This is a genomic window from Mycobacterium sp. IDUB_5 (assembly GCF_055419565.1).
Genome location: NZ_JBVAXX010000003.1, coordinates 449,279 through 471,884 on the forward strand (window position 1 = coordinate 449,279; position 22,606 = coordinate 471,884).

25 protein-coding genes are annotated in these 22,606 nt (G+C 67.6%); 16 read left to right on the forward strand and 9 right to left on the reverse strand.

Annotation, left to right across the window (positions count from 1 at the left end):
* Window positions 1-45: 45 nt before the first annotated feature.
* Window positions 46-1,410 carry an L-lysine 6-transaminase gene (lat, locus tag ACZY1G_RS11435; RefSeq protein WP_463822417.1) on the forward strand — a complete coding sequence of 455 codons (1,365 nt, stop codon included), beginning with the start codon at window positions 46-48 and terminating at the stop codon, window positions 1,408-1,410.
* Here the strand turns inward: lat and ACZY1G_RS11440 are convergent.
* On the reverse strand, window positions 1,379-1,939 hold the full coding sequence (locus tag ACZY1G_RS11440) for a restriction endonuclease (RefSeq protein WP_463822418.1): 561 nt from the start codon (window positions 1,937-1,939) through the stop codon (window positions 1,379-1,381). The two genes, lat and ACZY1G_RS11440, sit on opposite strands and share 32 nt — an antisense overlap.
* A 79-nt stretch (window positions 1,940-2,018) precedes the next feature.
* Between ACZY1G_RS11440 and ACZY1G_RS11445 the strand changes: the two genes are divergently transcribed.
* Window positions 2,019-2,378 carry a hypothetical protein gene (locus tag ACZY1G_RS11445; protein ID WP_463822419.1) on the forward strand — a complete coding sequence of 120 codons (360 nt, stop codon included), beginning with the start codon at window positions 2,019-2,021 and terminating at the stop codon, window positions 2,376-2,378.
* A 25-nt stretch (window positions 2,379-2,403) separates the two neighbouring features.
* Here the strand turns inward: ACZY1G_RS11445 and ACZY1G_RS11450 are convergent, their stop codons facing one another.
* On the reverse strand, window positions 2,404-2,619 hold the full coding sequence (locus ACZY1G_RS11450; RefSeq protein ID WP_463822420.1) for a hypothetical protein: 216 nt from the start codon (window positions 2,617-2,619) through the stop codon (window positions 2,404-2,406).
* Window positions 2,616-3,953 carry a proton-conducting transporter transmembrane domain-containing protein gene (locus ACZY1G_RS11455; protein WP_463822421.1) on the reverse strand — a complete coding sequence of 446 codons (1,338 nt, stop codon included), beginning with the start codon at window positions 3,951-3,953 and terminating at the stop codon, window positions 2,616-2,618. Before ACZY1G_RS11455 ends, ACZY1G_RS11450 begins: the two co-directional genes overlap by 4 nt.
* Window positions 3,954-4,122: 169 nt before the next feature.
* Between ACZY1G_RS11455 and ACZY1G_RS11460 the strand changes: the two genes are divergently transcribed.
* On the forward strand, window positions 4,123-4,473 hold the full coding sequence (locus tag ACZY1G_RS11460; RefSeq protein WP_463814380.1) for a helix-turn-helix transcriptional regulator: 351 nt from the start codon (window positions 4,123-4,125) through the stop codon (window positions 4,471-4,473).
* Between the two features lie 196 nt (window positions 4,474-4,669).
* The gene (locus ACZY1G_RS11465; protein WP_463822422.1) at window positions 4,670-4,906 is read left to right on the forward strand and encodes a hypothetical protein; all 237 of its coding nucleotides are present in this window, start codon (window positions 4,670-4,672) and stop codon (window positions 4,904-4,906) included.
* Window positions 4,907-5,010: 104 nt separating this feature from the next.
* Here the strand turns inward: ACZY1G_RS11465 and mbp1 are convergent, their stop codons facing one another.
* On the reverse strand, window positions 5,011-5,247 hold the full coding sequence (gene mbp1, locus ACZY1G_RS11470; protein WP_335329323.1) for a microaggregate-binding protein 1: 237 nt from the start codon (window positions 5,245-5,247) through the stop codon (window positions 5,011-5,013).
* A gap of 315 nt (window positions 5,248-5,562) precedes the next feature.
* On the opposite strand from mbp1, the gene ACZY1G_RS11475 reads away from it, so the two are divergent.
* Complete coding sequence (locus ACZY1G_RS11475; protein ID WP_463814382.1) at window positions 5,563-5,994, forward strand: ATP-binding protein; 432 nt, start codon at window positions 5,563-5,565, stop codon at window positions 5,992-5,994.
* 62 nt (window positions 5,995-6,056) lie between these two features.
* Window positions 6,057-6,782, forward strand: a complete 726-nt coding sequence (locus ACZY1G_RS11480) for an RNA polymerase sigma factor SigF (RefSeq protein ID WP_463814383.1) — start codon at window positions 6,057-6,059, stop codon at window positions 6,780-6,782.
* Here the strand turns inward: ACZY1G_RS11480 and ACZY1G_RS11485 are convergent.
* Complete coding sequence (locus ACZY1G_RS11485; RefSeq protein WP_463822423.1) at window positions 6,753-7,196, reverse strand: STAS domain-containing protein; 444 nt, start codon at window positions 7,194-7,196, stop codon at window positions 6,753-6,755. The two genes, ACZY1G_RS11480 and ACZY1G_RS11485, sit on opposite strands and share 30 nt — an antisense overlap.
* 234 nt (window positions 7,197-7,430) lie before the next feature.
* On the opposite strand from ACZY1G_RS11485, the gene ACZY1G_RS11490 reads away from it, so the two are divergent.
* The 4 genes from ACZY1G_RS11490 (at window position 7,431) to ACZY1G_RS11505 (ending at window position 11,700) form a co-directional block, all read left to right on the forward strand.
* Entirely contained in the window at window positions 7,431-7,985 is a 555-nt protein-coding gene (locus ACZY1G_RS11490) for a nucleotidyltransferase family protein (RefSeq protein WP_463822424.1), read from the forward strand.
* A gap of 112 nt (window positions 7,986-8,097) precedes the next feature.
* On the forward strand, window positions 8,098-8,343 hold the full coding sequence (locus ACZY1G_RS11495; protein ID WP_463814386.1) for a hypothetical protein: 246 nt from the start codon (window positions 8,098-8,100) through the stop codon (window positions 8,341-8,343).
* A 304-nt stretch (window positions 8,344-8,647) separates the two neighbouring features.
* A complete protein-coding gene (locus ACZY1G_RS11500; protein WP_463822425.1) occupies window positions 8,648-10,195 on the forward strand; it encodes an Ig-like domain-containing protein in 1,548 nt (515 codons plus the stop codon).
* 20 nt (window positions 10,196-10,215) lie between these two features.
* A complete protein-coding gene (locus ACZY1G_RS11505; RefSeq protein WP_463822426.1) occupies window positions 10,216-11,700 on the forward strand; it encodes an Ig-like domain-containing protein in 1,485 nt (494 codons plus the stop codon).
* Here ACZY1G_RS11505 and ACZY1G_RS11510 read toward each other — a convergent pair.
* From ACZY1G_RS11510 to ACZY1G_RS11525, 4 genes are all read right to left on the reverse strand, one after another.
* Window positions 11,693-12,010 (reverse strand): hypothetical protein, encoded by a 318-nt coding sequence (locus tag ACZY1G_RS11510; RefSeq protein ID WP_463814389.1) that lies wholly within the window; start codon window positions 12,008-12,010, stop codon window positions 11,693-11,695. The two genes, ACZY1G_RS11505 and ACZY1G_RS11510, sit on opposite strands and share 8 nt — an antisense overlap.
* Window positions 12,011-12,087: 77 nt before the next feature.
* Complete coding sequence (locus ACZY1G_RS11515) at window positions 12,088-13,887, reverse strand: acetyl/propionyl/methylcrotonyl-CoA carboxylase subunit alpha (RefSeq protein WP_463814390.1); 1,800 nt, start codon at window positions 13,885-13,887, stop codon at window positions 12,088-12,090.
* 119 nt (window positions 13,888-14,006) lie between these two features.
* Window positions 14,007-15,095: a GGDEF domain-containing protein gene (locus ACZY1G_RS11520; protein WP_463822427.1), complete on the reverse strand. Its 1,089-nt coding sequence runs from the start codon at window positions 15,093-15,095 to the stop codon at window positions 14,007-14,009.
* 13 nt (window positions 15,096-15,108) lie between these two features.
* On the reverse strand, window positions 15,109-15,888 hold the full coding sequence (locus tag ACZY1G_RS11525) for a DeoR/GlpR family DNA-binding transcription regulator (protein ID WP_463822428.1): 780 nt from the start codon (window positions 15,886-15,888) through the stop codon (window positions 15,109-15,111).
* Window positions 15,889-16,023: 135 nt separating this feature from the next.
* On the opposite strand from ACZY1G_RS11525, the gene ACZY1G_RS11530 reads away from it, so the two are divergent.
* Genes ACZY1G_RS11530 through melA form a run of 6 tightly spaced genes read left to right on the forward strand, consistent with a single transcriptional unit; the run spans window position 16,024 to window position 22,603 of the window.
* Window positions 16,024-16,899 (forward strand): class II fructose-bisphosphate aldolase, encoded by an 876-nt coding sequence (locus tag ACZY1G_RS11530; protein WP_463822429.1) that lies wholly within the window; start codon window positions 16,024-16,026, stop codon window positions 16,897-16,899.
* Window positions 16,899-18,224 carry a D-tagatose-bisphosphate aldolase, class II, non-catalytic subunit gene (locus tag ACZY1G_RS11535; protein WP_463822613.1) on the forward strand — a complete coding sequence of 442 codons (1,326 nt, stop codon included), beginning with the start codon at window positions 16,899-16,901 and terminating at the stop codon, window positions 18,222-18,224. The genes ACZY1G_RS11530 and ACZY1G_RS11535 overlap by 1 nt, the downstream gene beginning before the upstream one ends.
* Entirely contained in the window at window positions 18,221-19,354 is a 1,134-nt protein-coding gene (locus ACZY1G_RS11540) for an SIS domain-containing protein (RefSeq protein WP_463822430.1), read from the forward strand. The genes ACZY1G_RS11535 and ACZY1G_RS11540 overlap by 4 nt, the downstream gene beginning before the upstream one ends.
* A complete protein-coding gene (locus ACZY1G_RS11545; RefSeq protein WP_463822431.1) occupies window positions 19,354-20,349 on the forward strand; it encodes an N-acetylglucosamine kinase in 996 nt (331 codons plus the stop codon). Before ACZY1G_RS11540 ends, ACZY1G_RS11545 begins: the two co-directional genes overlap by 1 nt.
* On the forward strand, window positions 20,346-21,302 hold the full coding sequence (locus ACZY1G_RS11550; protein ID WP_463814397.1) for a DMT family transporter: 957 nt from the start codon (window positions 20,346-20,348) through the stop codon (window positions 21,300-21,302). The genes ACZY1G_RS11545 and ACZY1G_RS11550 overlap by 4 nt, the downstream gene beginning before the upstream one ends.
* A complete protein-coding gene (gene melA, locus ACZY1G_RS11555; protein WP_463822432.1) occupies window positions 21,299-22,603 on the forward strand; it encodes an alpha-galactosidase in 1,305 nt (434 codons plus the stop codon). Before ACZY1G_RS11550 ends, melA begins: the two co-directional genes overlap by 4 nt.
* Window positions 22,604-22,606: the final 3 nt, after the last annotated feature.

Genomic DNA, 22,606 nt, shown 5'->3' on the forward strand with positions numbered 1-22,606 from the left:
ACCTTTAGGGCATTCTTAACGGAATATTTGCGCTATAGTCGGCCCATGACCGACGTTCTGGCGGCGCCTGCTGTCGCATCCCGGATCACTTCCGACATCACTCCCGAGGACGTGCGCCCGGTTCTGGCCCGCAGCATCCTGGCCGACGGGTTGGATCTCGTGCTCGACGTGGAGCGCTCGCGTGGGTCGTATCTCATCGACGCGCGATCGGGCCGGGGCTATCTCGACATGTTCACGTTCTTCGCATCGTCGGCACTGGGCATGAACCATCCGGCACTCGCCGATGACGAGCAGTTCCGCGCGGAGCTGACCGCGGCCGCGCTGAACAAGCCCAGCAATTCCGATGTGTACAGCGTGCCGATGGCACGCTTCGTGGAGACATTCGCCCGTGTCCTCGGCGACCCGGCGCTGCCGCACCTGTTCTTCGTCGACGGCGGGGCACTGGCCGTCGAGAACGCACTCAAGGTGGCCTTCGACTGGAAGAGTCGGCACAACGAGGCGCACGGTCGCGATCCGGAGTTGGGAACGAAGGTGCTGCACCTGCGCGGCGCGTTCCACGGCCGTAGCGGGTACACGATGTCGTTGACCAACACCGACCCCAACAAAGTCGCGCGCTTCCCGAAATTCGACTGGCCGCGCATCGACGCGCCGTATCTCCGGTCGGGAGCCAGTATCGAGGCGCTGGAAGCCGAGTCGCTGAGGCAGGCACGTGCCGCGTTCGAGGCCGCACCGCACGACATCGCCTGCTTCATAGCCGAGCCGATCCAGGGTGAGGGCGGCGACCGTCACATCCGGCCGCAGTTCTTCGCCGCGATGCGTGAGCTGTGCGACGAGTTCGACGCGCTGCTGATCTTCGACGAGGTGCAGACCGGCTGCGGGATCACCGGAACAGCTTGGGCCTACCAGCAATTGGGCGTGCAGCCCGACGTGGTGGCGTTCGGCAAGAAGACGCAGGTGTGCGGCGTGATGGCCGGTGGCCGGGTCGACGAGGTCGGCGACAACGTCTTCGCCGTGAGCTCGCGGATCAACTCGACGTGGGGTGGCAATCTCGTGGACATGGTGCGGTCGCGCCGCGTCCTGGAGGTCATCGAGGCCGACGGGCTCTTCGACTGCGCCGCGGACAACGGCCGCTATCTGCTCGAGCGCCTCGACGAGGTGGCCGCCGCGTTCCCCGCGTTGGTTCGGGACGTGCGCGGCCGCGGTCTGATGTGTGCATTCAGCCTTCCGAGTGCAGAGCAGCGCGACACGCTGGTGGCGCGGCTCTGGGACGCCGGGGTGATCATGCTCGGCTGCGGTCCCGACAGCGTCCGGTTCCGGCCCGCGCTGACGGTGTCGCGCGCGGAGATCGACGCCGCGGTCGACGCGGTGCGCGCGGTGCTCAGGTCGATGTCGGTTCGATCGGTCGGGTGAGTCGGCGGATCGTCGAGCGCAGCCGCGGCAGCTCGTCGCCACCGACGAGTTCACATCCGTGGCGTTCGGCGAGTTTGCGCGCCGCTGGGGTGAATTGATGGTTGGTGACGACCATGGTGCGGGTGCAGTCCTGCATGGGCGCACCGGCGACGACCTCCTGGACGGCGCTGGTGCCGACCGGGCGTGACTGCCGTTTGCACTGCACGGCCAGTCGGTCGGGCCGGTGCCCGAGGATCAGGTCGACGCCCCAGTCACCCGACAACGGCGTCATGATCACCGGCACGCCGGCCGAGCGAGCGATCCGGGCCACGTAATCCTCGAACTCGGTGCCCGACATCTCGTCTCGGGCGTCGGTCTCGCGGGCTCCCGGCGTGGCCGCGCCCACGACGATGGCTGTGAGGAACCGCGGCACGAGCGGCGTGGCGACCGCGATGGCCACACACCACCACGGCGCTACCCCGCAGAGCGCCGCTCCCATCCCGGCGGCGATGCCGAGGGCGCCCGCCAAGCGCCACCGAGTCCGCGTCACCCCCGGATCGTAAGCACCGACGGTGACAGTGTCGGCTGCCGACGTTTACCAGCGCAGATCACAGGGAAGTCACGATCCCATGACGGACCTGTCGGGCCACGAGCATCGGTCGGGCATCGGGTATGACGACGACCGGGGTGTGCGCGATGCCGTGCGCACGGGAGTCGGTTTCGCCGCCGCGGGGCTGCTGTTCCTGGTGACGGCGTCGCTGTGGATGAGCACCTGCACCGGGTCCACCATCGACGCGTTGGCATGCGGGGCCCCGCAGCGCGCGGGCGCTGCGGTCGGGGCGCCGCTGATCCTGCTGGTGGGCGGAGCGCTGTCGCTGCTGCGGGGCGCGAAAATGCAGCGCGAGACACCGGCCTGGTGGGCCTGGCAGGGTGCCGGGTGGCTACTGATCGCCCTGACGGCAATCGCCGCCCTCCCGGCTCTGCCCTGAACCGCATGCTGAAAAGTGTTCTCTGTCAGACCATCTCGACGAGAACGCCGTTGGTCTCCTCGACGCCGAGCGTCGCGTGCACCCGGATCGTCCCGTCCTGCGGGTTGACGGTCGCGCACACGATGCCGCACTGACCCCGGTCGACCCTGCGGGCCAGCGCGGGGGAGCGCTGTGTGAGCCCCAGTCCTGTTTCGACGATGTGCGCGGAGGCGACCGAGTCCACCGAATCGGCTGCTGTCATCGAAGGGCTCCTGTCGGGTGAAGGGTTCCGGCGGACAGTGCGTGTGTGTAGAGCCGCGGTGATGCCCGCAGGCTCGCCACGGCACCCAGCACCATCAGTGCGGCCGCGATCACGGCCCACACCGTCGCCGGCGATGCGGTCGCGGCCGGCAGCGCCGGGGCCAGGTATCGGTGGAGGATCCCCACCACCGCGACGTAGGCGATCGCGGCGGGCACCATCACCGAGATGGCGCCGAGGACGCCGCCCGCTGTGGGCTGCCGGCGCAGCCACCCCCACAGTGCGGTCGAGCCGGTGGCCCAGGCGAACACGAGCAGGGCGACGTCTGCGGTGTGGCCTTCCTGCCAGGCCGGCGCCAGCGCGACGCCGAGGGCGAGGGTGGCCGGTGGCAGCAGTGCCGCGGCGGCGGCGATACTCCACAGATGCACGCGGGAGAGACCGCGGGGTGGTGCGAGCACATGGTGGCGGCGGTGCCGCGCGATCGCCGATCCCGACGACAGGAACATCGTCGCCTTGTAGAAGCCAAGTCCGATCAGGTGGATCACCGCGGTAGCCCACAATCCCAGCCCGGAGGTGAGCATCATGAAGCCCATCTGCGCCATCGTCGAATAGGCCAGCGCCCCTTTGATGTCGGGGCGAACGAGCATCAGCACCGCGCCGTAGGCCATCGACGCCACTCCGGCGGCGATGACGATGCCTGACGCCAGCGGAGTGCCGAGCACACTCAGCTTCACCAAGAGCACGCCACCGCCGTTGACGACACCCGCGTGCAGTAGCGCCGACACCGGCGTGGGTGCGGCCAGAGTGGCGGGCAGCCAGCGATGGAAGGGGATCTGGGCCGAGCGGGAGAGCGCGGCGACGACGATGAGGACTGCGATCAACGGTTGCGTTGTCTCGCGGCCGAATTCGTGCAGCGTCACCGCGATCCACAGCGCGCCATCGCCGATGGCGAACGCCAATGCCGTGCGCCGTACGCCGTCGCGGGCCATGGGCAGCTCGCGATAGGTGGACAGCAGGAGGCACAACGCCATGCCGGCTGCGGTCCAGCCGATTGCGAGGCCGACGAGCGTGGTAGCGGTCGCCATGGCCGCGGCTGCCGACGTGAGAAGCAGTGCGCCACTGCTGAACCAGGCGGCTCGATCATCGCCGGCGAGATAGCGCCCGGCGAAACCCTGTGCGATGGAGGACACTCCGAAGATCAGCACGAGCAGCGCCGCCGCGAGGTGGTCGTGTGCCACCGGCGAGTTGACGACTGCGATCAGCAGTCCGGCCGTCGCAGTGGCGGTTCCGAGGCGGCCGACGAAGCGCGGGGCTCGTCGTCCGATGATCGCGGACACCAGACCGACGAGTGCGGGGGCGACGATCAGCGTCGGCAGGACCGGAGTCGCGAAAGCGCTCGACGTGCGAAGTGAATTACGCGTATTACGTCTCGTGTTTCAAAATTCGTAAAACGAGACGTGAACCAAATCCCGAACCGGACTGTGCGCATCACTTAAGCTGTCGCCGATGCCCGCCTCACGCAAAAGCCCTGGCAAAACGGCACCGCGCCCGGCGGCAGCCCCTCCGGCAGCCGATGTGTCGTCCACGTCGCGGACGTGGACGTTCCTGACCAACCACGGACATGTGCTGCTGTGCCTCGCGCAGGGGCGATCGCTGACAGCGCGCGAGTTGAGTGTGCTGATCGGGATCACCGAACGATCTGTCCAGACGATCCTTGCCGACCTCATCGCCGACGGATACGTCGACAAGTCGAAAGTCGGCCGCCGCAACAGCTACACGGTCAACCGCGACGGGCGGATGCGACATCCGGTGGAGTCCGCGCACACCGTCGGAGAGTTGATCGACGCTCTGACATGACCCACAGCAGCTGGTAGCGGTGCTTCCCGACCTGCGTCTCATAGACGACGGTGTCGGTGCTCTGGGCCACGATTCGTGACAGGCATCCTTCGCGGCAGCGAGGCGCTTCCGCCGGTGTGCTGACGCGCCGTGTTCTACAGAGCGGATACCGCGGGCTCTTCCCTACCGATCGAGATGATCCGTCGCTTCCCCCGAGGTGCAGGCGCTTGCCGACCGCTATTCGTCAGCGCGTCCGCTGGACTACGCGCGGGACACCGTGAACCTGATGGACGGCGGGGCACACACGCCGAGAGTCACGCGGGTGCGGCTGATTCTGCGCAAGCGCTGGCCCATGGTGCCCCGGACAGGTGTGCGTGTCGGATCGGCGGCCTGGGGTGACGCCGATCTCGGCTCCGAAGATCTCAAGATCGGCATCGACGTCGAAGACCGGTGAGGTACTCGGCCGTGTTGGTCTGGCCTTGGAGCGGCAAGGCTATCGGTGTTGACGCAACAGACAGGCCCGACCGGTCGTACCGGTCGGGCCCGTCGAGAGTCTGCTTATTGGTTGGCTTCCTGGCGCTTCTCGGCGGCCTTGGCGCCGGCGCGAGCGGACTCAGCCTCGGCTTCCTTCTCCGCGACCTCACGCTGCGCTTCGGCCTTGTCCTGCTGCGCTTTGCCTTCTTCCACCATGTCGTCACGTCCGGCGACGGTGCCGACAGTCTCCTTGGCCTTGCCCTTCACGTCCTCGACGACGCCTTTGATGCCCTCTGCGGGGCCGCTGTTCTTGTCAGTCATGATGACCTTTCGGCTGGGGTTGTCGTCCTCTGACTCCGACTTGTGGTCGGTCGGTCTGGGCTTCCCCGCACCTCGCGAACTAAACGGGTGACGCGCGTCTCATCGCGGATACACAGAATTGCGCGCTGACGCAAGGCTTTTCGGCCCCGAGTTTGCAGATTTGGGGGCCGGGGTATGGGTTGCGCACCATGTCATCAACAGTTAACCGGCGGCACGCACACACAGATTCGGCGCTCGTCGCGACAGGCCGGAGCACCCGTGGGTAGCGGCGACGCGCCCTGGGGTAGTCTCTCGGGGAAGTTTTCGGGAGGTCAGATGGCGCAGGGCGCGAGCCACGTCAACGGGAAGCGGCACAGCGCTCAGTCCGTGGAGTTGCGAGTCGCGGCGACGCTGGAGAATCTGGCCGTGCTGCGCACGCTGGTCGCGGCGATCGGCACCTTCGAGGATCTCGACTTCGACGCCGTCGCTGACCTGCGGCTCGCCGTGGACGAGGCCTGCACCCGGCTGATCCGGTCCGCCGTCCCCGACTCGACGTTGCTGCTCATCGTGGACCCGCAGTCTGAAGCGCTGGTAGTCCACGCGTCGACCACCTGCGACAGCCCAGACATTCTCGCACCCGGGAGCTTCAGCTGGCACGTCCTGAGTTCCCTGACCGACGAGGTGACCACGTTCTCCGATGGTCAGTCGCCGGAAGGCCAGGTATTCGGTATCTCGATGACGACAAGGCGAGCGAGTTCGTTGCAGTGACCCGGTCGTCCTCCCAGGGTTCGTCCTCGCGATCGAGCTCTGAATATGCGGACGTGGTCGCCATGTTCCGGAAGCTGGAAGGCCTCGAGGAGGGGTCGGCGGCGTTCCAGCGTCAGCGCGACGCCATCGTCGAACGCTGCCTGCCGCTGGCCGATCACATCGCCCGCCGGTTCGACGGACGCGGGGAGCCCCGCGACGACCTGGTCCAGGTCGCCCGGGTCGGACTGGTCAACGCCGTGATCCGCTTCGACGTCAACGCAGGGTCCGACTTCGTGTCCTTTGCGGTACCCACCATCATGGGTGAGGTTCGCCGGCATTTCCGAGACAACAGCTGGTCGGTCAAGGTGCCTCGCCGGCTCAAGGAGCTGCACCTGCGGCTCGGCGCCGCTACGGCGGACCTGTCGCAGCGTCTGGGCCGGGCGCCGACGGCCACCGAGCTGGCCGCTGAACTCGAGATGGATCGTGACGAGGTCATCGAGGGCCTGGTGGCGGGCAGCTCGTACAACACGCTGTCCATCGACAGTGGCGGCAGCGGCAGCAACGAGGACGCCCCGGCGATCGCCGACACCCTCGGTGATTTCGACATGACTCTCGACCAGATCGAGAACCGCGAGGCGTTGCGTCCGCTGCTCGAGGCCCTGCCGGAGCGGGAACGCACGGTCCTGGTGCTGCGGTTCTTCGAGTCGATGACCCAGACGCAGATCGCCGAGCGGGTGGGCATCTCGCAGATGCACGTGTCCCGGCTGCTGGCGAAGTCGCTAACGCGGCTGCGAGACCAACTTCAGTAATCGCGGGGGATCGCTGTGCACGGTGGTCAGCGCGGTGGCCACGTCGACACAGATCGGCAGCGTGGAGTCCGGGTCGCACAGCCGTAGCAGCCGATCGACGGCGAGGCTCGGGATCAGTGCCCACCGGATGTTCTCGCCGGCGCATTGCACGTTGAGCGTGTGCAGCGCCGAGAAGCCGGCTGTGGCGAAGAAGCTCAATCCGCTCAGGTCGATCACCAGCCATTGGGTCTGCTTCGCGTCCCTCAGGGCGTACGTGACGAACGCGTTTCCGTTCGCTGCGTCGAGTTCGCCCTGGGCGGAAACGATGGCGGTCGCCGGCTGCGGTCGGCGGGTCTGGAAGAACGCGGAGTGACACACGTGTGTCTCCGTGCCTTCCGGCGGTGTAACGGGGGCTTCAGCCACTCTTGGCTCCATCAGTCGAAAGGATTTCGTGATGTGGTCGCGCCAAGGGGGCTGAACTAAAGAAGCCTGCGCGGGAATTACAGACCCGCGTGACGATGACGTTTCCTCAAGTGGGCTGGTTCATCAACCCGTTGATCTGACCATACGCGTACGCAGTGATCTTGGACAATGAGTTTGGTCAGTTGTTCACAAATGCCAACCATCTAGATGTCAAAATTGCCACACCTTGGGAGGGCTGTCGCGAAAGTGTCTGTCGCTCAACGGTATTCAGATGTAGGTATCGTCCTGGCGGCGGGTGCCGGCACCCGCTTCGGTATGCCCAAGGTGCTTGCTGACACCGGCCGATGGTTGGTCTCGGCGGTGACTGCTCTCCGTGACGGCGGGTGCCGTGACGTGGTCGTGGTGTTGGGTGCCGCCGTCGACGGCGTTGCGATCCCTCATCCTGCGCGGGCCGTCGTCGCGCGCGACTGGGCCGACGGACTCAGCGCATCGGTGCGCGCAGGGGTGCTCGCGCTGGGCGATGAGGCTGACCGCGCAGTCTTCCTGCCGGTCGACACTCCCGACGTGAATGCCGCAGCTGTCAGGCGGGTGCTCGACGCCGCGCGCGGCACCGGGCTGGCTCGCGCGAGCTACAACGGCAGACCGGGGCATCCGGTGGTGATCGCCCGCAGGCACTGGGCGGCGCTGCTCGACACGCTGGCCGGAGACGACGGTGCCGGGCCGTTCCTGCACACGCGGGAAGATGTCGCGGCGGTCGACTGCGCCGATCTCTGTTCGGGCGCCGACATCGACACCCGGTGATGTCCACCGATCGGGGGACATGACGATCCTCCGGCATAAGGCCTGATCACCGGACAGACTTCGGACGCGCGGCGGGCGAAAGTTGAGTCATCACTCAACGAAGGAGCTCACCATGAATCGCTTCACCCGCATCCTCGCCCTGCCCCTGCTGTCGGCTGGAATCATCGGCGGCGCCGCGCTCGGGCTGGCCGGCACGGCCAGCGCCACGATGAGCGTCAACGACGACGGCAGCATGGTCGCGACTCCCGACACCGTCGCGCAGCCGTGGGTCGGTTGGCCGCGAGTCGGCTATGGCTACTACTACTGGCCGCAGCAGAGCTTCTCGACGCCCAGCTGGTCGATCCAGCAGAGCCACTGACGTCCCCTGCGCGAGCAGACGCGAACTCGCGCGTTTCGAGCCCGATTCTCCCGAGTTCGCGTCTGCTCGCGGGAAAGCCTGATGGTAAACGGATTTGCTGTAGGGTTTACGTACTTATTGACGAGTGGGTCATTCGTCGTGTCCACTATTCCCTCTGTACTTTGCTGAGCGATCAGGGGCGCCAGGCAAATTCTGACGAATAATGCTGACTAATCGACTAATTTAGTCCGCTCTACAAAATCTGTATGCGAACTAACTGTTTGCTGTACTGTGCGGTGAACATCGGGATGAGGGGGGTTTGTCGGTGAGTGCTGTCAGTGCCAGCGTCCGGCTGGGTTTGGCGTCGGCGGGGCTGGGTGCGGGGCTGCTGGGGTTCGCGTTGCTGGGACCCGAGATCGGGTCAGCGGCAGCCGACTCGAGCGAGACGTCGGTGTCGACCTCGGCCAGTGATTCGGCGGGACCGTCGGCGAAGGCCGATCGCAGGGAGCGGATCGCCGAACGGAGGAGTGCGGCGCAGCGTGCTCGTGACGAGCAGGCCGGAGACGATGCCGAGTCGCCGCGAGACGACCGGGAAGACCGCCGCGCTCGCAGAGCACAAGCTCAGCAGGAGCGGGCGGAGCGAGCGGCGAAGAAGATCGACGAGATGACGGCCGAGGCGCAGGCCCGGATCGACGCCCGCCCCGTCAGTGACGCCAAGAAGGAGAGGCTGGAGGAGCGCCTGGCGACAGTACGCCGGACGTTCTTCAACCAGGCGCCGACGGTCGCGCCGGTGCAGGTCACCGGCGTCGTCCGCGGGCCGGTGACGGGGACGGTCGGCGGAGTCGATCCCGACGGCGACCGGATCGTCTACCGCCTGGCAGAGCGGCCGAAATCCGGAGAGGTCACGCTCAACCGAGATGGGACGTACACCTATACGCCGGGCGAAGGCTTCACCGGTGTGGACACCTTCACTGTCACCGCTGTCGACATCGGACCGAACATCAACCTGCTGAACTGGTTCCGCCCCGGCGCGACAGCAGCCGACATGCTCATCAACCACGGCGCCATCACATTCGACTTCCGCTACGAGGTGGGCGCCGAGAATTGGACGCCGGATCGTCAGGCGGCGCTCAACCGGGTCGCCGAGAACATCACTGAGTACCTGAGGGTCCTGAAGCCGGTGACGATCGCATACCGCGTCGAGGGCGCCAACGAGCCCCTCGCGACATGGCTTGCCGGCGCTGACAGTGACCTGATCAGTGAGGACCCCGGGTTCTGGCGGACGGTAATACAGAACAAGGTGATCTCCGGTGTCGACTCCAACGGCGACGCCGTCGACGGCGTCATCGAGTGGAACTTCGCATTTCCGACCGCGATCGGCGACGTCGTCACGGGCAAGGATTACGACTTCACCAGCATCGTGATGCACGAGCTGATGCATTCCTTCGGGTTCCTCTCGGTGGCGGGGCCCCCGGGAACCAATGGCGATCGCCGCAACTGGTCGGTGTGGGACAGCTTCCTGGTGTCGGCCGACGGTACGAAGCTCGTATCAGCCGACTACCGCTGGCCTGAGAGTTCCGATCGCTATCTGCTCGGCGCCGACGGCGGCCTGAATCTCGCCGGTCCGAATGCGCTGGCGGCTTACGGCAAGCCGGTGCCGGTGTATTCACCGTCGAAGTGGGCGGACGGTAGCTCGGGCTCGCACCTGGACACCGACACGTTCACCGGCGACGACTACCAGCTGATGAACCACCGCATCAAGGCTCAGGGCGCCCTCGGCGTGCGTGAGCTCAGCCCGATCGAGATCGGGATCCTGCGCGATCTCGGCTACATCGTCGTGCCACCGCTGACTGCTGTGTCGGCGTGGGCGTAAGTGAACAAGGGGGATATGTCATGGGCGTGAGGTGTGAGCAGTTCGCGGTGCGGCGCTGGCTGACGCTGGGTGCAGCGTCGGCGGGGATGGGCGCGGCGCTGTGGGGTCTGTCGTTGACCGGCCCGCAGGTCGGGGTGGCGTCGGCGGATAGCGAGACGTCGGTGTCCGCGCCGGCGGGTGAGACAGCCGGCCCGTCGGCGAAGGCCGATCGCCGCGAACGGATCGCCGAGCGCAGGAATGCTGCGCAGCACGCACGCGAGGAGCGGACTGTCCGCCGAGCCGATGCTGACGAGCCTGCCGAGAATCCGAGGAAGGCTCGGCAGGAGCGGGCTGCCGCGGTGATCAATCAGATGACCGCGAAGACGCTCGAACGCATCGCCGACCGGCCGATCAGCGACGAGCGCAAAGAGCAGCTGGAAGAACGGCTCGCCAACACGCGTCGGACGTTCTTCAATCAGGCGCCGACGGTCAACCCCGTCCAGGTCACCGGCGTGCTGGACGGGCCGATCAGTGGCACGGTCGGCGCGGAGGACCCCGACGGCGACCGGTTGCGGTACCGGCTGGTCAAAGGTCCGTCGACGGGGTCGGTGACCGTCAACAAGGACGGGTCCTACACCTACACCCCGGATGACGGATTCACCGGCGTGGACACCTTCGTCGTCGCGGCCAGGGACCTCGGTCTGCATGTCAACCTGCTGAACTGGTTCCGCCCGGCCGCCACCCGCGCCGAATCGATCATCAATCACCGGGCCATCACGTATGACTTCACCTGGGTCGGCGACGAATGGACGGCGGACCGCAAGGCAGCGTTCCAGCGGGCAGCAGACTACATCGCGGGCTTCTTCGTCGTGAGGACGCCGATCGTGCTCTCCTACGAGCTCACCGCGATCAACGATCCTGACTACCTCGTGAACGCCGATACTCTGGCGGCCTTCACCGAGCCTCCCGGTCTCCTGCAGACCTCCATCCAGCATGAGGTGCTCACCGGCGTCGACGTGGAGAACGGTGCCATCCAGGCTTTCCTGAACTGGAACTTCGCGTGGGAATGGGCGACGGGTGACGTCGTTGCGGACGACGAGTACGACTTCCAGAACACCGCGCGCCACGAGCTCCTCCACTCGTTCGGCATGTACTCGCTGGCCAGTTCCGATTTGGGCTACTGGTCCGTCTACGACAGCTTCCTGACCACCGCGGACGGGACCTCGCTGTTTGGCCCGGATGGCAAGCTCCGCCCCGACGCACAGGACTACATCGACGGACTCAACGGTGGCGCCTACTTCGGCGGTGCGCATGCCGTCGCCGCCTACGGCGGTAAGCCGATCCCGCTCTCGAAGTCGGGGTCGCCGTCTCACCTGGACCGGTTCGTGTTCTCCGGTGACGACTTCAAGTTGATGAACGACAAGAGCCCCGGGCCGGGGTGGCACGACGTGCTGTACATCAGCCCGATCGAGTACGGCATCTTGCAGGATCTCGGCTTCACGATGCGGCCTGCGCCGATCAGCTGAGCATCGCCTCGGCGAAGCGGGCCACGGCGTCGGCCCCGGTCTGAGCTGCCTGCTCGTGGCCGGGGCGGGCGCGGGTGGAGACGGCGCGGGTCTGCGGATCGAGGGTCACTTCGGCGAGCAGCTCGCCCGTCGTGGGCTCGCAGACCGCCCAGGTGAAGAGGATCTCCGACGCCCAGTGGGCGAGGGCGTGATCGACGTAGTCCGCCCGGTGTTCGCCGAGGTCGGCCAGCGCGGGGCGGTCGTCGACACGGTCGTCGGCACGTAGCGCACGGAGGTACCACGCGCCGGCATTGATCTCGACGGGCTCCATGCGCTCAGTGCGCCGAGTGCACGATTTCTGACGGAAATCGGCGCGAATCCATCAGAAACCGTACGTTCGGCGTCAGGTCACTCGCTCTTGAGCTCGCAGAGGACGGTGCCCTGGGTGATCGCGGCGCCCGCCTCGACGGACAGGCCGGTGACCACGCCGTCCTTGTGGGCGGTCACGGGGTTCTCCATCTTCATGGCCTCGAGCACGGCGATCAGCTCGCCGGCAGCCACGGTCTGGCCCTCCTCGACTGCGACCTTGACCACGGTGCCCTGCATCGGTGCGGTCACCGAGTCGCCCGACGCGGCCGCTCCGCCGCCACCGCCACGCTTGCGCGGCTTCGGCTTCTTGCGGATGGCACCCGACGGCGATCCGCCGCCGTTGCCGAGCGCCAGATCGCCGGGCAGCGACACCTCGAGGCGACGGCCGCCGACCTCGACGACGACGGTCTGCCGGGGCAGCGTGTCCTCTTCGGAGACCGGGTCGCCACCGGTGAACGGCTCGACGGTGTTGTTCCACTCGGTCTCGATCCAGCGGGTGTGCACATCGAACTTGGTGCCGTCACCGATGAACGCGGGATCGGAGACCACGGCGCGGTGGAAGGGGATGACGGTCGCGAGGCCTTCGACATGGAACTCGGCCAGGGCCCGGCGAGAGCGCTCGAGGGCCTCCTCGCGGGTGGCGCCGGTGACGATCAGCTTGGACAGCATCGAGTCGAACTGGCCGCCGATCACCGAGCCCGCCTCGACGCCCGAGTCCAGGCGCACGCCGGGGCCGGTGGGGATGTCGTAGCGGGTGACGGGGCCTGGGGCAGGCAGGAAGCCGCGGCCGGCGTCCTCGCCGTTGATCCGGAACTCGAACGAGTGCCCACGCGGCGTCGGGTCCTCGGTGATGTCGAGGGCTTCGCCGTTGGCGATCTTGAACTGCTGACGCACCAGGTCCAGACCGGAGGTCTCCTCGGTGACGGGGTGCTCCACCTGCAGGCGGGTGTTGACCTCGAGGAAGGAGATCAGGCCGTCCTGGCCGACGAGGTACTCGACCGTGCCGGCGCCGTAGTAGCCGGCTTCCTTGCAGATGCGCTTGGCCGACTCGTGGATCTCCTTGCGCTGCGCGTCGGTCAGGAACGGCGCGGGCGCCTCTTCGACGAGCTTCTGGAAGCGGCGCTGCAGCGAGCAGTCACGGGTGCCTGCGACGACGACGTTGCCGTGCTGATCGGCGATGACCTGGGCCTCGACGTGGCGGGGCTTGTCGAGGTAGCGCTCGACGAAGCACTCGCCACGGCCGAACGCCGCGACGGCCTCACGGGTGGCCGAGTCGAACAGCTCGGGGATCTCCTCGAGGGTCCGCGCCACCTTCATACCGCGGCCGCCGCCACCGAATGCCGCCTTGATGGCGATGGGCAGGCCGTGCTCGTTGGCGAAGGCCAGGATCTCGTCGGCGTCCTTGACCGGGTCCGGCGTGCCGGGCACCAGCGGCGCCTCGGCGCGGGCGGCGATGTGGCGGGCGGTGACCTTGTCGCCGAGATCGCGGATCGACTGCGGGCTGGGTCCGATCCAGATCAGCCCGGCGTCGAGGACGGCCTGGGCGAAGTCGGCGTTCTCGGAGAGGAAGCCGTAGCCGGGGTGCACGGCGTTGGCGCCGGACTTGGCGGCGGCGTCGAGCAGCTTCTCGAACACCAGGTAGGACTCCGCGGAGGTCTGGCCGCCGAGCGCGAATGCTTCGTCAGCCAACCGCACGTGCGGGGCGTCGGCGTCGGGCTCGGCGTACACCGCCACGCTCTCGAGTCCGGCGTCCTTGCATGCTCGGATCACCCGGACGGCGATCTCTCCGCGGTTGGCGACGAGCACCTTGGAGATCCTTGAGCTGGCGTGAGTGGCCACTGCGCCTCCTGATGGCATGTCATTTCTAAGAGCGTCTTAAAGAATGTATCTCGGGGGAGTTTAAGCGGCCGTGCTCGACCCACTCCACGCCGGTATCGGTTACTCCGGAGTAGGTTCTGTCAGCGCCGGGATTGGCTGTCGGTGGCGTGGTGGTAGACGCGGTTACCACCGGCACGCTTGGCCTGGTACATCGCCACGTCGGCCTGCGCGGTGAGCCGCCGCAGGGTGTCGACGATGTTGGTGCCGTCGATGCCGGTGATGAGTGTGGTGGCCGTACCGACGCTGGCCGTCAGCGAGTGCTCTCCCGTGGTGACGGCATGGCGGGCCCGCTCGGCGAGGGCGGGGATCTGCATGGCGGCGACGATGTCGGCGACGAGAAACTCTTCACCACCGACGCGGCCGATGGCCGCCGATGCCGGCATGCCGGCGGTGAGCGCGCGGCCGATCGAGACCAGCGCGTCATCGCCGGCGCTGTGCCCCTTGGCGTCGTTGAGCGCCTTGAAACGATCGAGGTCGATCATCACCAGGACGAGGTGGGTGCCGCCGTGCTGACCGTCGAGGACCGCTCTGACGACTTCGCGTTCGAACGAGCGGCGGTTGAGCAGGCCGGTCAACGGGTCGCGGTCGGATTGGATGAGGTCGATTCCGAGTGCGTGGACGGCGATTTGAAAGACCAGTGGTACCACGGCATTGAGTTGCAGAACGAGGACGATCATCGACGCGGCCAGGACCGATTGCCCGTCGCGGATCAGTTCGACGGAATGGATGCCCGCTACGGTCAGCGCGATGGCGAGGTTGACGGTGAGCAGCCGGCTGGAATGGAAGAACGCGAAGTAGATGCCCGGCAGCGCCAGCGCGGTGCATCCGACGAGGCCGATGCTCGGGTTGCCGGCGATCCAGGTCGATGCGGCGACGCTGGCCGAGAAGCTCAGGCCGTAGGCGACCGACTGGTTACGGGTGGGCCAGCGCGTCAGCCACAGCACCAGCCAGCCGAGATGCAGGGCCGCGACGACGAGGCTGACGGCGAGGAAGATGCGGCCGTGCACTTCGCCGGGGTCGTAGAGGGCGTTGAGCGGGAACAGAAGCGCCGCGGCGGAGATCATCGCCATCCCGATTCGGACCGGACGGTCGAACCGGCGCGCGTGCAGATAGCCCGACAGCCAGTCGTACTGATCGGGTAGTGCCCACCAGTGCTTGACCGCGTTCACGAAAGCCGCTCCGTCACTCAGCGTCGACGACGTGCACGCGCACCCCGGCGGCGGCGATGCGATCGAGTTGCTCGCGATCGGCGGTGGAGTCGGTGACGAGGTGGTGGATCTGCGCCGGCGCCACCATCTTGGCCAGGGTCACGTTGCCTATCTTCGATCCGTCGACGGCGACCACGACGCGCTGGGCGTTGGATGCCATCGCGATCGCCGTGCGGGCCTCGGCCTCGTCATAGGTGGTGGCGCCGATCTCAGCGGACATGCCGTCGGCGCCCAGCACCGCCGTACCGACGGTGATCACCTGGAACGCGTGCTCGGACATGGGGCCGACTGCCTCCAGCGAGTTGGAACGCACCAGGCCCCCGGTCGCGATCACCTTCATGTGTGCATCGACGGCGCAGTCGGCCGCGATGGTGAGCGAGTTCGTGACGACGGTGATGTGGGGGCGCCCTTTGAGCGCGCGGGCGACCTCGCCGCACGTGACGCCGCCGGTGAGCGCGACGGCCTGCGGGCCGGGCGGGACGAGGGCGGCGGCGTGCTGGGCGATGCGGCGCTTGATCGCGACCATGCGGTGGTCGCGCAGGCGCACCGGGATCTCACTGCCGCTGGGGTCGAGGGCCCTGGCGCCACCATGTGTGCGCACCAGCAGGCCCTGCTCCTCGAGCTCGGCCAGATCGCGGCGCAGCGTGGCGGGGGAGACGCGCAGCTCGGTGCACAGCACCGTCGATGCGACCTCGCCGCGGTCCCGCAGGACCGACAGCACCTCCCGCATCCGGTCGGTGCGCTTGATGGACATTCGGCACTCCTGGGTGTCGGACCGGGGCGAGCGATCAGTTTTCCTGATCGTTTGACCGGTTGGTATTGCGCGTTCTGAGCGAGCTTCTCATAGTCAAGTGATGCACCGCACACATCTGGTGAAGGAGGTCATCGCGTGACGCTGGCGTCCACCTCAGATCTCATCGCCGAAGCCAACGAAAACCGCTGCGCGGTCTTGGCTTTCAACGCGATCACCCTCGAGCACGCCGAAGGGATCGCCCTGGGCGTGGAGCGTGCCGGAGCCGCCGCGCTGATCCAGATCAGCGAGAACACCGTGAGATTCCACCGCGGAGCGCTCGCACCGATCACCGCGGCATGTGCGCAGATCGCCACCGCGTCGGCCGCACCGATAGCCGTGCACCTCGACCACATCCAGGATTCGGCCCTGCTCGACGAGGTCGTCACCACCGCGCCCGCCCTCGGCGTCACCTCGGTGATGATCGACGCGGCACACCTCGATGCCGACGAGAATGTCGGTCAGACAGCCGCTTTCGTCCAGCGTGCCCATGATGCCGGGCTGTACGTGGAGGCGGAGTTGGGTCAGGTGGGCGGCAAGGACGGCCGCGTCCTCGGCGCCCACGAGCCCGGTGCCCGCACCGATCCCGGCGAGGCGGCGGCGTTCGCGGCGCGCACGGGCGTGGACGCGCTGGCGGTGGCGGTGGGCAGCTCGCATGCGATGACGACCCGCGACGCCGAGCTCGACATGGCGCTGATCCGGGAGATCGCCGCCGCGGTGTCGATTCCCCTTGTGCTGCACGGCTCGTCGGGAGTGTCCGACGAGAACCTGGGCGCGGCGGTGGCTGCCGGAATCCGGAAAGTCAACGTCGGCACGGCGCTCAACATCGCTTACACGGGCGCAGTACGCACCGTCCTGGACTCCGATGCCGCACTGACGGATCCGCGCAAGTATCTGATCCCGGCGCGAGAGGCGTTGGCCGACACGGTGGCCCACCTGTGTCGCGTGGTCGCGATCGCGGGGGTGCAGGCGTGATGGCCGGGACGCAGATGCTGCGGCGGGTCGACTGGCTTGCCGACATGGTGGCCCGGCACAAGGGTGGCGAGCCAGTCGGGGTGTATTCGGTGTGCTCGGCGCATCCCACCGTGCTGGAGGCGGCGATCGTGCAGGCGGCCGCCGACGGCGGGTTCGTGCTCATCGAGGCGACCTCGAATCAGGTCGACCAATTCGGCGGGTACACCGGCATGCGGCCCAACGACTTTCGTGACCTGGTGTTCGGGATCGCCGACGCACAGGGTTTCGCCCGCGACCGTGTGGTGCTCGGCGGTGATCATCTCGGCCCCAACAGGTGGCAGCGGGAGAACGCCGACGTCGCCATGGGTCATGCGGAGACGCTTATCGCGGCCTACGTGGCGGCGGGCTACCGCAAGATTCACCTGGACTGCAGCATGCGCTGCGCCGACGATCCCGCCGTGCTGTCCGACGAGGTCGTCGCTGAGCGCAGTGCGCGGCTGCTGGCGATTGCCGAGGACACGGCGCGCCGCAGCGGTGTCGACGCGCCGGTGTACGTGATCGGGACCGAGGTGCCCGTTCCCGGCGGCGCACACGAGACGCTGGACCGGCTCACCCCCACGCCCGCCGATGCGGCACGGGCCACGCTGGCCGCGCACCGCAGCGCATTCGCCGCCGTCGGCCACGACGACGTGTGGCCGCGGGTGATGGCGCTGGTGGTCCAGCCTGGCGTCGAGTTCGACCACCTCCAGGTGATCGACTACGAGCACTCAGCCACCGCCGAGTTGCGGCGCGTGCTCGACGACGAGGCCCATCTCGTCTTCGAAGCCCACTCGACGGATTACCAACGCCCCCAACAGCTCCGCGAACTCGTCGACGACCACTGGGCTGTCCTCAAAGTCGGACCTGGACTGACCTTCGCGATGCGCGAGGCACTGTTCGCGCTGGCCATGATCGAGACCGAACTGCTGCCGCGGCCGGCACGCTCGAACCTCATCGAGGTGATCGAGCGGCGCATGCTCGCCGAGCCCGGGTACTGGCAGGACTATTACGAGGGCGATCCCGTCGCTCAGCGCACCGCCCGCCGCTACAGCTACAGCGACCGGCTGCGCTACTACTGGGCCGACGAGGAGGTCGACGCCGCGCGGCGGATGCTGCTGGCCAACCTCGATCGCATCGGTATCCCACTGCCGCTGATCAGTCAGTTCCTGCCCCTGCAATACGAGCGCATTCGCGCCGGTCTGCTCGACCACGATGCGGAGGCCCTCGTGGTCGACCGCGTCCGTGACGCGCTGCGGCCCTACGCCGCCGCGTGCCGCGCCGACAACCCCGGAGGTAGCCCACGATGACCCAGACGTCTGTGCCCGACCAGAAAGACGGCGGCGCAACCATTCTCGAGATCGGTCAGCAGCCCGACGCCTGGCGGGAGGTGGCAGGCAGGTCCGACGGGCACGCCGAGGGCTTCGTGCGGGACCTGCTGGCGCGCCCCGATCTGCGGATCATCCTCACCGGGGCGGGCAGTTCCGCGTTCGCCGGCGAGATCGCCGCGCCGCTGCTGCGCCGGCATCTGCGCCACCGCGTCGAGCCGATCGCCACCACGAGCATTGTCGCCAGTCCGCTCGATCATCTCGAGCCCAACACCCCCACGCTGCTGGTGTCGTTCGCGCGCAGCGGCAACAGCCCCGAGAGCCTGGCCACCACCGCACTGGCCGATCAGCTGGTCGACCAGGTCTGGCACCTGGTCCTCACCTGCGATCGCGAGGGCAAGCTGGGCCGCGCGCACGCCGACCGGCCGGACTCGCTGGTGGTCTACATGCCCGACCGCACCAACGACTCCGGTTTCGCGATGACATCGAGCCTCACCTCGATGCTGCTCACCTGCCTGCTGATGCTCGGTCCCGCTCAGCCGAACCAGGTCGAGGCGCTGGCCCGTGCCGCCGAACACGTGGCCGGCCGCCAAGCCGACATCCGAGCGCTGGCGCACTCCAAGAAACAGCGCTTCGTCTATTTGGGCAGCGGGCCGCTGGAGGGTTTGGCGCGCGAATCCGCGCTCAAACTCCTGGAATTGACCGCCGGGGAGGTGGTCACGTACTTCGACTCACCGCTGGGCTTCCGGCACGGCCCGAAGTCGGTGCTCGACGAGGACACCCTCGCGGTGGTCTACGTGTCCACCGATTCCTACACCCGCCGCTACGACCTCGACATCATCGCCGAGTTGCGCAGCCAGCTCGGCGCCGACGCGGTCCGCGTGATCAGCGCCGTCCCGATCCCCCAAAAGTACGGCGACGCATTGGTGCTGCCCGGGCTCGACGATCTACCCGACGCGCTGGTCGCGCTGCCGTATCTGGTGTTCGGCCAGTACCTGGCGCTGTTCACGTCGCTGGACTACGGCAAGACACCGGACAATCCGTTCCCGTCCGGAGAAGTGAGCCGGGTCGTCCGCGGTGTCACCATCTATCCGATGGCCGGAGCCCGGTGATGGCGCGCTATCTCGGTGTCGACGGTGGCGGGTCGAAGACCGCGTTCGCGTTGATCGACGACGCCGGCCACGTGCTCGCCCGCGCCACCGCACCCACGTCGTATTACTTCAACGACGGTTTCGATGTCGTCGAACGCGTTCTCCGCCAAGGCGTTACCGACATCTGCAGCCAGGCCGGTATCGACACCGCCGGCATCGACGCCGCGTTCTTCGGCCTGCCCGGTTACGGCGAGGCCAGCGGTGACATCTCGGCGCTGGACTCGGTGCCTGCTGGGGTCCTCGGCCACGACCGGTACAGCTGCGACAACGACATGGTGTGCGGCTGGGCCGGCTCGCTCGGCGGCGAAGACGGCATCAACGTGATCAGCGGCACCGGCTCGATGACCTACGGGGAGCGTCGGGGTGTCGGGCATCGCGTCGGCGGCTGGGGTGAGCTCTTCGGCGACGAGGGCTCGGCGTACTGGGTGGCGACCCGCGGCCTCAACGCGTTCAGCCGGATGAGCGACGGCCGCATGCCCCGCGGCCCGCTCTACGATCTGCTCAAGGCGCGCTTGGAGATCGGGGGCGACCTCGACGTCGTCAGCCTGGTCATCGACACCTGGAAGGGCAGCCGCGGCTCGATCGCCGCGCTGGCGACCACCGTCTGCCAGGCCGCGCAGAACGGCGACACCGCAGCCGCGCAGATCATCGACGACGCCGTCGCCGAACTCGTTGCGCTCATCGAAACCACCCGCACGCTGGTCGGTTTCACCGACGACGAGACCGTTCCGGTCTCGTACTCCGGCGGCATGTTCTCCGACGCCACGCTCCTCGCGGGGTTCACCAGCGCGCTGCGCGCCCTCCCCGTGCACTACGACCTGCGGCAGCCGCTGCTCGACCCTGCGGTCGGCGCGGCGCTGTACGCGGCCAAACACGGCGGCCACTCGTTGAGCACTGCAGCGATCGCCGAATTGTCGAACACTGCAACCACATCCGAGAAGGTGACGCTGCCATGACTGGAGCCATGACCGACAACACTGCCAAGCCGGCGCGGAGCTGGATCTTCTACGCCACCTTGCTGATCCTGTTCTGGGGGGTGTGGGGCGCGTTCTCCGCCTTGCCGGCGACCTGGTACGGCTACCCCGACGAGATGATCTACTGCATCTGGGCGCTGACCATGATCATTCCCGCCGCGTTCGCGCTCAAGGGGCAGAAGTTCGACCGCCGCCCGCAGGCCACGATCTACGGTCTGCTGATCGGGCTGACAGGCGCAGGCGGACAGCTGCTGCTGTTCCAGGCGCTCACCATCGGCCCCGCGTATCTGATCTTCCCGATCGTGTCGATCTCCCCGGCGATCACCGTGGTGATGGCGATGGTGCTGCTGCGCGAACGCATTCGCGGCCTGGCGATCGTCGGCTTGATCTGCGCCCTGGCGGCCATCGTGCTGTTCAGCATCACCAGCAGCGACTCCGACGCCTCGACGGGACCGTGGCTGCTGTTGGCCGTCGTGATCTGCGTGGCGTGGGGCGTGCAGGCGTACTTCATGCGCAAGACCGCGACGCTCGGTGTCAACGAGGCCACCACGTTCGGCTGGATGGCCATCAGCGGACTCGCGCTGATCCCCGTCGCGATCATCTCGATGGGTGGCTTGCCGCTCGACTTCGGTTGGAAAGCACCGTTGTTGACGGCCGGGACCCAGCTGCTCAACGCGGTCGGCGCGCTGTTCCTGGTGATGGCGCTGGCCCGCGGCAAGGCCTCGATCGTCGCGCCGACCACCAACGCACTCGCGCCCGCGCTGACCATCGTGGTGTCGCTGATCGCCTACCAGACGCTGCCCAGCCCGTACGGCGCCATCGGCATCGTGCTGGCACTCGTCGGCTCGACGCTGATGGTCTACGCCGACGAGAAGCGCGGCGAGGAGCCGACCGCGGCCGTGCTGGAACCGACCACGAAAGGCACCCGTCAGTGAAACCGACGATCGCGATCATCGGCGCCGGCAGCGTCGAGTTCACCCGGGAACTCCTCGGCGACATCCTGTCGTTCCCCGAACTCGGTTCGGTGCGCGTCGTGTTGCACGACATCGACGACGAACGGTTGGAGACCGCCGAGGCGATCACCCGGGCCACCGCCCGCGCGGCCGGTGCCCAACCGGAGGTGGTGTCCACGACGGATCGCCGCCGCGCACTCGACGGTGCCGACTACGTCATCAACACCATCGCGGTCGGTGGGCACGAGGCGACGGTGCGCGACTTCGAGATCCCGGCGAAGTACGGCTTGAACCAGACGATCGCCGACACCATCGGCGTCGGAGGTATCTTCCGCGGGCTTCGTACCTTCCCGGTGCTCGCCGGCATCGCCGCCGACATGGCCGAGATGTGCCCGGACGCATGGCTGCTCAACTACACCAACCCCATGGCGATGAACGTGACCTACCTGCACCGGGTCGCGCCGAACCTGAAGGTGCTGGGGCTCTGCCATTCGGTCTACTGGACGATGGTCGGCCTGTGCGAGCTCATCGACGTGCCCTACGACGAGGTGTCCTACTGGTCGGCCGGGGTGAACCACCAGGCGTGGGTGCTGCGCTGGGAGCGAGGCGGCCAGAACCTCTACCCGCTGCTCGACGAACGCATCGCCGCCGACCGGGAGCTCCAGCGCCGCGTGAGGGTCGATATGTACCGGCGACTGGGGTACTACCCGACCGAGACCAGCGAGCACAGCAGCGAATACGTGCCGTGGTATCTGCACAACCCCGATGAGGTGGCCCGGCTGCGCATCAACATCGGCGAGTACGTGTCGATCAGCGAGGCCAACATGGCCGAATACCGCCGTGTGCGTGCCGCTTTGGCTGAGGCGGACACGCTGCCGATCGACACCGGGTCCACCGAGTACGCCCCGCAGGTCATCCACTCGCTGGAAACCGGTACGCCGCGGGTGATCTCGGCCAACATCGCCAACGCCGGCCTGATCACCAACCTGCCCGACGGGCTGGCCGTCGAGGTCCCAACGCTGCTCGACTCGCTCGGCGCACACCCGATGGCGGTCGGCGATCTGCCCCCGCAGTGCGCCGCGCTCAACCGGGGCTTCCTCGGCCCCGTCGACCTGACCGTGCGCGCCGCCGTCGAAGGCGACCCTCGGCTGGTGCGCGCCGCAGCGATGGTCGACCCGAACACCGCCGCGTCGCTGAGCGTCGATCAGATCGCCGATCTGTGTGACGAACTGACCGCTGCGCATTCAGATCTGCTGCCCGAATCGTTGCGAACCCACCACTAAGGA

Coding starts and splice junctions, on each gene's coding strand:
- ACZY1G_RS11445 (WP_463822419.1), top strand. CDS start 2,019: ATGACGGACCTGTCGGGCCACGAGCATCGGTCGGGCATCGGGTATGAC.
- mbp1 (WP_335329323.1), bottom strand. CDS start 5,247: ATGACTGACAAGAACAGCGGCCCCGCAGAGGGCATCAAAGGCGTCGTC.
- ACZY1G_RS11540 (WP_463822430.1), top strand. CDS start 18,221: ATGACCCAGACGTCTGTGCCCGACCAGAAAGACGGCGGCGCAACCATT.
- ACZY1G_RS11535 (WP_463822613.1), top strand. CDS start 16,899: ATGGCCGGGACGCAGATGCTGCGGCGGGTCGACTGGCTTGCCGACATG.
- ACZY1G_RS11450 (WP_463822420.1), bottom strand. CDS start 2,619: ATGACAGCAGCCGATTCGGTGGACTCGGTCGCCTCCGCGCACATCGTC.
- ACZY1G_RS11545 (WP_463822431.1), top strand. CDS start 19,354: ATGGCGCGCTATCTCGGTGTCGACGGTGGCGGGTCGAAGACCGCGTTC.
- lat (WP_463822417.1), top strand. CDS start 46: ATGACCGACGTTCTGGCGGCGCCTGCTGTCGCATCCCGGATCACTTCC.
- ACZY1G_RS11525 (WP_463822428.1), bottom strand. CDS start 15,888: ATGTCCATCAAGCGCACCGACCGGATGCGGGAGGTGCTGTCGGTCCTG.
- ACZY1G_RS11485 (WP_463822423.1), bottom strand. CDS start 7,196: ATGGAGCCAAGAGTGGCTGAAGCCCCCGTTACACCGCCGGAAGGCACG.
- ACZY1G_RS11505 (WP_463822426.1), top strand. CDS start 10,216: ATGGGCGTGAGGTGTGAGCAGTTCGCGGTGCGGCGCTGGCTGACGCTG.
- ACZY1G_RS11475 (WP_463814382.1), top strand. CDS start 5,563: ATGGCGCAGGGCGCGAGCCACGTCAACGGGAAGCGGCACAGCGCTCAG.
- ACZY1G_RS11495 (WP_463814386.1), top strand. CDS start 8,098: ATGAATCGCTTCACCCGCATCCTCGCCCTGCCCCTGCTGTCGGCTGGA.
- ACZY1G_RS11480 (WP_463814383.1), top strand. CDS start 6,057: ATGTTCCGGAAGCTGGAAGGCCTCGAGGAGGGGTCGGCGGCGTTCCAG.
- ACZY1G_RS11460 (WP_463814380.1), top strand. CDS start 4,123: ATGCCCGCCTCACGCAAAAGCCCTGGCAAAACGGCACCGCGCCCGGCG.
- ACZY1G_RS11510 (WP_463814389.1), bottom strand. CDS start 12,010: ATGGAGCCCGTCGAGATCAATGCCGGCGCGTGGTACCTCCGTGCGCTA.
- ACZY1G_RS11550 (WP_463814397.1), top strand. CDS start 20,346: ATGACTGGAGCCATGACCGACAACACTGCCAAGCCGGCGCGGAGCTGG.